General features: G+C 68.0%; 4 protein-coding genes and 1 pseudogene. All 5 read left to right on the top strand.

What is annotated here, in order from left to right; genetic code table 11:
• Positions 1–170, top strand: a pseudogene (locus ID132_RS01560) (4-(cytidine 5'-diphospho)-2-C-methyl-D-erythritol kinase); the annotation flags it as partial.
• 82 nt (positions 171–252) lie between these two features.
• Positions 253–1,329, top strand: coding sequence for a glutathione S-transferase family protein (locus ID132_RS01555; protein ID WP_193127679.1), 1,077 nt, complete (start codon positions 253–255; stop codon positions 1,327–1,329).
• 75 nt (positions 1,330–1,404) lie between these two features.
• The gene (locus ID132_RS01550) at positions 1,405–3,252 is read left to right on the top strand and encodes a dynamin family protein (protein WP_193127678.1); all 1,848 of its coding nucleotides are present in this window, start codon (positions 1,405–1,407) and stop codon (positions 3,250–3,252) included.
• 85 nt (positions 3,253–3,337) lie between these two features.
• The gene (locus ID132_RS01545) at positions 3,338–5,563 is read left to right on the top strand and encodes an Hsp70 family protein (protein ID WP_193127677.1); all 2,226 of its coding nucleotides are present in this window, start codon (positions 3,338–3,340) and stop codon (positions 5,561–5,563) included.
• Positions 5,563–7,011: a dynamin family protein gene (locus tag ID132_RS01540; RefSeq protein WP_193127676.1), complete on the top strand. Its 1,449-nt coding sequence runs from the start codon at positions 5,563–5,565 to the stop codon at positions 7,009–7,011. Before ID132_RS01545 ends, ID132_RS01540 begins: the two co-directional genes overlap by 1 nt.
• Positions 7,012–7,051: the final 40 nt, after the last annotated feature.

The raw sequence follows: 7,051 nt of genomic DNA, 5'->3' as shown, positions 1-7,051 counted from the left end.
AGGGCGCCGGCGCCCTCGCCGGCATCATCTCGGGCTCTGGCCCGACCCTCGCGTTCCTCGCGGCGGATGCGGCGGCGGCGGATGCGCTCGCCGCGTCGTTTCGCGCGCGCGGCGACACCGTCGTCCGGGCGAACGGGCCGAGCGGCGGCGCGCGCATCCTGGCCGACTGAGCCCCCGGCATCCGGTCGAGATCTCGGCCGACCCGCACCGGGCATCCATGCGGCGCGCACTTTGGCCGCCTAAGCTGGCAGCATGGTCGATGACTTTTCAACAAAGGGCGCGTACATGAGCACCGGTGAGGCGTACACGCGCGACACCAACTACATCGAGGATCGCATCACTCGCGATGGCCGCTCGGTCGGCGAAGGCATCCAGACCTGGCCGGTCGAGGCGGGCCGCTACCGGCTCGTGGTGTCGCGTGCCTGCCCGTGGGCGAACCGCACGACGATCGTGCGCCGCCTGCTCGGCCTCGAGGACGCGATCTCGATGGCAGTCTGCGGGCCGACGCACGACGTGCGCTCGTGGACGTTCGACAAGGACCCGGACGGCCGCGACCCCGTGCTCGGTTACGAGCGCGTGCAGGAGGCCTACTTCGCGCGATTCCCCGACTACCCGAAGGGCATCACCGTACCGGCGATCGTCGACGTGCCGACCGGCGGGGTCGTGACGAACGATTTTGCCTCAATGACCCTCGATTTCTCGACGGAGTGGACGCAGTTTCACCGCGACGGCGCACCCGAGCTCTACCCCGAGGCGCTGCGCGACGAGATGGACGCGGTCATGCGGCACATCTACACCGAGATCAACAACGGCGTCTACCGCTGCGGCTTCGCGGGCAGCCAGGATGCCTACGACGCGGCCTATCTGCGCTTATTCACCGCGCTCGACCAGGTTTCCGAGCGCCTCGAGACCCGGCGCTACCTCCTGGGCGATCACATCACCGAGGCCGACGTGCGCTTGTTCACGACCCTCGCGCGATTCGACGCGGTCTACCACGGTCACTTCAAGTGCAACCGCAGCAAACTCAGCGAGATGCCGACGCTGTGGGCCTACGCCCGCGACCTCTTCCAGACCCCAGGGTTCGGCGACACGATCGACTTCGTCGACATCAAGCGCCACTACTACGAGGTGCACGAGGACATCAACCCGACCCGCATCGTGCCGCAGGGCCCGCTTTACGCGAACTGGCTCACGCCCCACCACCGCGAACAGCTCGGCGGTTCGCCCTTCGGCGACGGCACGGCGCCCGACGAGATCCGTGAACCGCTCGAGCCCGGCCACACCATCGATGAGCTCGCGTCGGCGCAAGCGGCGCAGTTCGAGGGCTAAACCGCCTGAGGTAGTACGTCTCGTGCACCGGCGGAAGGTGGCAGGCGGGCGAGCTGAGCAAGTAGCGTGGACGTCATGACGACGACTGTCCCCGCCCAACGGCCCGCCAAGCAGGCGAACCCGGCGACCGTCGCGTTTCGTGGCGTGGGCCAGGCCGCGAAAGCGCACGGTCTCGGCCGGGAGTTCTCGGCGATCGCCCGGATGGTGAAAAACGCCCAGGGCGTCGCCCCCTCGGTCGTGGTGGTTGGCGAGATGAACCGCGGCAAGTCGACGCTCATCAACGCCCTGCTCGCGGCCCCCGGGCTCGCGCCGACAGCGCCGATCGAGACGACCGCCCTCGCGGTGAACTACACGCCCGCGACCAAGGAGTTTCCGCAGGGCACCGCCGAACTTGAGTTTGCGTCGGAGCCGACGCGCCGGCGGGTTCCGGCCCAGCAACTGCCGGGCTGGGTACAGGTCGACTCGCCGATCTTCATGAACGCCGAAGAGCAGCCGCTGCAGGCATCGCTCGCCGTGCGACCTGGCTACGTACCGAATGCCACCCTCGTCGACACGCCGGGCTCGGGCGGACTCAGCGAGGCCTACGCGATGCGCGCGATCGCCCGCTCGCACGACGCGAGCGTGCTGCTGCTCGTGACCGACGCATCCGGCCGTATCACTGCGCCGGCGCTCGAGTTTCTCGTGCGCTGCAGTGCGACCATCGACCAACTCGTGCTCGCCGTAACGAAGATCGACCTCTACCGGGGCAATTGGCAGGCCGTGCTTGAAGAGAACCGCCAGATTCTTGCCCAGCGCGAGCCGCGCCTCGGCAACATTCCGATCGTCGGGGTTTCGGGTGCCTGGGGTGAGCGTGCCGCCGCCGAGCCCGACGAGCAGCGCCGCGGTCGTCTGCTCGAGATGAGCGGCATCCCTCAGCTCGCAGCAACCCTGCGCGATCCGTTGCGCATGGCGGGCCAGCTGCCCACGCTCAACGCGTTGCGACGCGGCGCCGACCTGCTGCGCGAGCCGCTCATCGCCCTCGAAACCGAGCGAGAGGCACTCGGCGGCGTGGTCGAAGACCAGTCGTCGATGACGGCGGTGAAGGAACACCGCGACCAGCTGCTGCGCAAGTTTGAGGATGCGAAGTACGACTGGGGTGCGAACGTCGACCGCATGCGCGTCGACCTCACGAGCGCGAACTCGCGGCTCGCCCGCGACTTCGGCACCCACTGGAAAGAACTCGCCCAAAGCAAGGGCACGGGCATGAGTGCGCGGCAGTCGCAGGCCATGACGAACGAGATGGCCGCCGACGTCGAGGTGCAGATCGGCCGCGCCATGCAGGGCATCGTGCACCGCTCGACGATGCTGCTCCACGAGCTCTACTCGGCCGCGGGCATGGATCCGCAGCGCAGCCTGCTCGGCGAGGTCGAGCGCCGCGCACACGAGGCTGGCCAGAGCAAGCGTGAGCTGGGTGACCGCAAGGCCGCGAGCTCCGACCCTCGCATGCTGATGTCGGGCTTCCTCATGGGCTCGGGTATTGGCTCGATGATCTTCCCAGGCATCGGTACGGCGATCGGCGCCGGTGTCATGGGCTCGCTGTCGTTCGTACTGGCGCGGCGCCAGGCGAAGCGGCAGTCGGTGATTCAGGTCGTCGCCGATGCCTCGACCGAGATGCGCGAGGTACTCGACCGTGCCGTGCGCGGCGTGCTCGGCGTCATCACGACCGACGCAAAGAAGGTGTTTGATCGCGACCTGCGCGAGTCGGCGAATGCCGCGAAGTCCGAGCTGCAGCGACTCGAGTCGGCGCGACGTGCATCCGAGGCCGAGCGCCGTGAACGCATCGGCAAACTCGACCCCCAGATCAAGCAATTGCGTGACGCAATTGCGCTCGCGGAGCAGGAAGCGCGTGCAATTGAACAGAAACGCACGGGCGAGAAACCCTAACCTCGTATCCTAATTTGCACACGCGTTGCGGATTTCGTGGAGAACCCGCGCACGCACCCCCTCACCAGTAAAGGAAACCGCACAGATGGCTTGGCGACTCGCGATCGATTTCGGTACGTCAAACACGGCTGCGGCGATCCACACGAACGGCAACGTTCGTCCCGTCGCCCTGTCTGACGTCAGCATTTCGATGCCCTCGGCAATCGTGCTCACGCCAAACGGCTACCGCGTCGGCGACGAGGCGATTAACGCGCAGCTGCGCCACCCTGACGGATTCGAGCGCACGCCGAAGACGCTCATCGGACGCAGCGAGGTCGTGCTCGCCGGCAAAATCGTCGACCCCGAGGAAATCGCGCGCGAGATCTACAGCTACGTGCGGGCCGCGAGCCTGCGTCGCCAGAACAACGAGCCGCCGGCCGAGGTATGGCTGACCCACCCCGTCGCCTGGGCGCCCTCGCAGATCGAAACACTGCGTAGCGCCGCGGTGGCCGCGGGCTTCGCGCCCGAGAGTATCCGCACCGTGAACGAGCCGATCGCGGCCGCTGCGCATTACGCCCGCAACCACCAGGCGGCGCCCGGTTCGCGTGTCGCCGTGTTCGACTTCGGTGGCGGAACCCTCGACATCGCCGTGCTCGAGCGCGCGCCGCTCGAGCCCCAGGGCTACCGGGTGCTCGCGTACGGTGGCGACCCGGTGCTCGGTGGCCGCTCGTTCGATGCACGCCTGCTCGACTGGACCCTCGACACACTGTCGAACAGGGGGAGCGAGGAGCTCGCGAAGCGCCTGCACCAGCCAAAAACGATGGCCGAGCTGCGCGCACAGACCTCGCTGAGCCGCGCCGTGACGGCCGCGAAGACCGAACTCTCGACCCGCCCCGACGCCGACATTGCGGTGAGCCTCGGCGACGAGGATGCCGTGGTGACGATCACGCGCCAGGAGTATGAGACGCTCATCGCCGAAGACCTCGACCGGGCTGGCAAGCTGCTCAAGGAAGTCTTCGACACCGTCTCGGGCCCGGGCGCCGAGGTGATGTACCTCACGGGTGGCTCATCGCGCACGCCCGCGATTAGCGAGATGATTCGCGAGCGCACCGGCATTCGCATTGCCACGCTTGACGACCCGAAGCTCGTCGTCGCCGAGGGGGCCCTCTACGTTGCCCCGCTCGGTTCGACCCGGCCCGCGCAGGCGCCAGGCTCGGTGCCCCCGACCGGCCACTTCCCGCCCGCGCCGAGCGCCGCGGCCGGCCCGACGGGCCCGCAGGGTCAGCGGCCGAACGAAACCGCCGTGCAGCCGTCGGTGCCGCCGCAAACGAGCAGCATTCCGCGCCAGCAGCAGGGCAATCAGCAGCAGCCGACGCACCAATACAACACGCAGCAGTTCAACAGCAGCCAGCAGCAGTACGGCGCTCCGCAGCAGCAGCCGAACTCGGGCGCTCCGAACTACGGGCAGAACACGTCGTCGACGCCGACGCGCAGCTTCGGCACCCTTGACTCGTCGCAGACCGGGCGCGGCCCCGGCGGTGGCGATCGACAGGACGCAAACTCCTCCGCCCCGCCGTACGGTGCGTATGCGTCCTCGAACAGCGGAGGCTCCGGCTACGGCGGCGGCTACACGCCGAGTGCGCAGGCCGCCTACGGCTCCGGCCCCGACGCGAACTCGGGCGGCCAGCCGAAGAAGACGCGCCGCGGACTGCTCATCTCGGTCATCGCCGTGATCGCCGTCATTGTCATCGGGGGTGGCATCTGGGGCGGCATTGCGCTCTTCGGCAACCAGAATGCCGAGCCCGCAGAAGAGGCCCTCTCGCCGGAGGTTCCCTCGGGCGAAATCGAGTGCTGGGACGGCTCGACCGTCTCCGGGCAGGAAAACTGTGCTGAGCTCACCGGCACCCAGGGGCTCGAATGGGTCGTCAAGGTCGACGGTGCGAGCTGCACTGACGCCGATCTCGGAGTGAAATCGACGATCGACTGCACCTGGTACGACCGCTCGAACACGCACCTCTACGTCATGGAGTTCGACAGCTACGACCAGGCCCTCGAGTACGGCCAGACGTCGTACGACACCGACACCGATTGGAAGATCGGCGACGAGGTCGCGGGCACGCAGTTCGAGGGCGAGTACACCGACGCTGGCGGGGGCTACTCGCACTACTACGTCTACGAAGACCAGCCCTACGGAGTCTTCATCACCCTCGGTAACGACGACAGCGGCAACCACGACAACCTCTCGGACATCCAGGGTCGCTTCACGCCGAAGCCCCTCGCCGACGTTGCGTACGCCGTCGCGACGACCGACCGCACTTCTTCAAGCAACTAATGAGCACATGGGCTACCGTCACCGAACTCATGCGTCGGGCCGTGCTCGACGTGTGCGATGCGTTTGACCAAGTTGACCGGCGCGGCACCGCGAGGGTGACCGACGGCGTTCGGCGGCAGCTCAACGAGACGATTCGTCTCGCGGTTGTCGGCCGGGTTAAGGCTGGCAAGTCGACGCTCGTGAACGCGCTCGTCGGTCGCGTGGTCGCTCCGACGGGGGCGACCGAGTGCACGCGCATCTCGACGCACTACACCTTCGGCGGGCCCGAGCGTGGTCTCGTCATCACGCGTGACGGCCAGCAGGTGCCGTTCGACCTCGATCGCGGCTGTCTGCCCGAGCGGTTGCCCGTGCCGACCGAGCACATCGCGCACGCCGTCGTTTTCCTCCAGTCTGAAGTCCTGCGCGACCTCACGCTGATCGATACCCCGGGTCTGTCGACGACGACGACCGAGCTCGAGGATGCGGCGCGCCGTACCGTACTCGGCCACGAGAGCGTGCAGCAGGCCGATGCGCTCATCTACGTCTTCCATGACATGATGCTCCGCGACGACACCGACTTCCTCCACGAGTGGGGCTCGATTACCGACACCCCGGCCGAGTCGGCCTCGAGGGCAATCGGCGTGCTGAGCCACGCCGACACGTTCGGTGGCACCCCCTGGGGCAATCAGGACCCGATCGAGCTCGCGCGTACGGGCGCCGAAAAGTTCTCGAGACAGCACGGCGCGCACCTCGGCACCGTCATCGCGGTGGCCGGCAACATGGCGCAGGCTGCCCGTGCCGGACTCGTGCGCGAACATGATGCCGGCACGCTCTCGCAGCTCGCGAACGTTGACGATCTCGATCTCGAGCTGCGCGACCCGAGCGGCGAAGGAGTCGTAGGCCCGGGCATCCCTGGCGCCGAGATCGCTCGCTTGGCCGACCTCATTGGCGAGTACGGCATCCGCCACGGCCGCAATGAGGCGCGCCGCGGCGCGCGAGCCATGAGCGACTGGCTCGTGCAGGCCTCGGGCATCGACGACCTGCGTCGCGCGCTCGCGAACCGCTACGTCGGCCGTTATGCGCACGTCAAGGCGCGGCGCGCGCTCGACGCCCTCGACCGGCTCGCCTGGTCGAACGGTGCGCCGCCGCCGCTTCGCGCGATCGTGGCCGAGGCGCGACTGCGGGCCGAACTGCATCCCCTTGCCGAACTGGATGCGCTCGAGCGGCTCGCGGCTATCGAACCGAACCACCCGCTCGTCGGCATGCTCGACCGTCAGCTCTCGGCACGCAACGATGCCGAGCGCCTCGCGATGCCTCCCCAGAGCGCGCCGATGCAGCTGCGCGAGCAGGCGCTGAGCTGGAGTGTTGAGGCGCGTCGCGCGGCCGTCGTTGAGCCGTACCCCGAGCGCCAGAACGCGTACCAGGTTCTCGACCGCTCATTTACGCTCATGGCGGTGCGCCAAGGCTGACCGGTCTCGGCGCTCACCGAATTCTTGAACGTCTCCACCT

The sequence above is a fragment of the Gulosibacter sediminis genome (genome assembly GCF_014904065.1).
Classification (GTDB): domain Bacteria; phylum Actinomycetota; class Actinomycetes; order Actinomycetales; family Microbacteriaceae; genus Gulosibacter; species Gulosibacter sediminis.
Note: the sequence above shows the minus strand (reverse complement) of the source record. Positions and strands in the feature narration are given on the sequence as shown.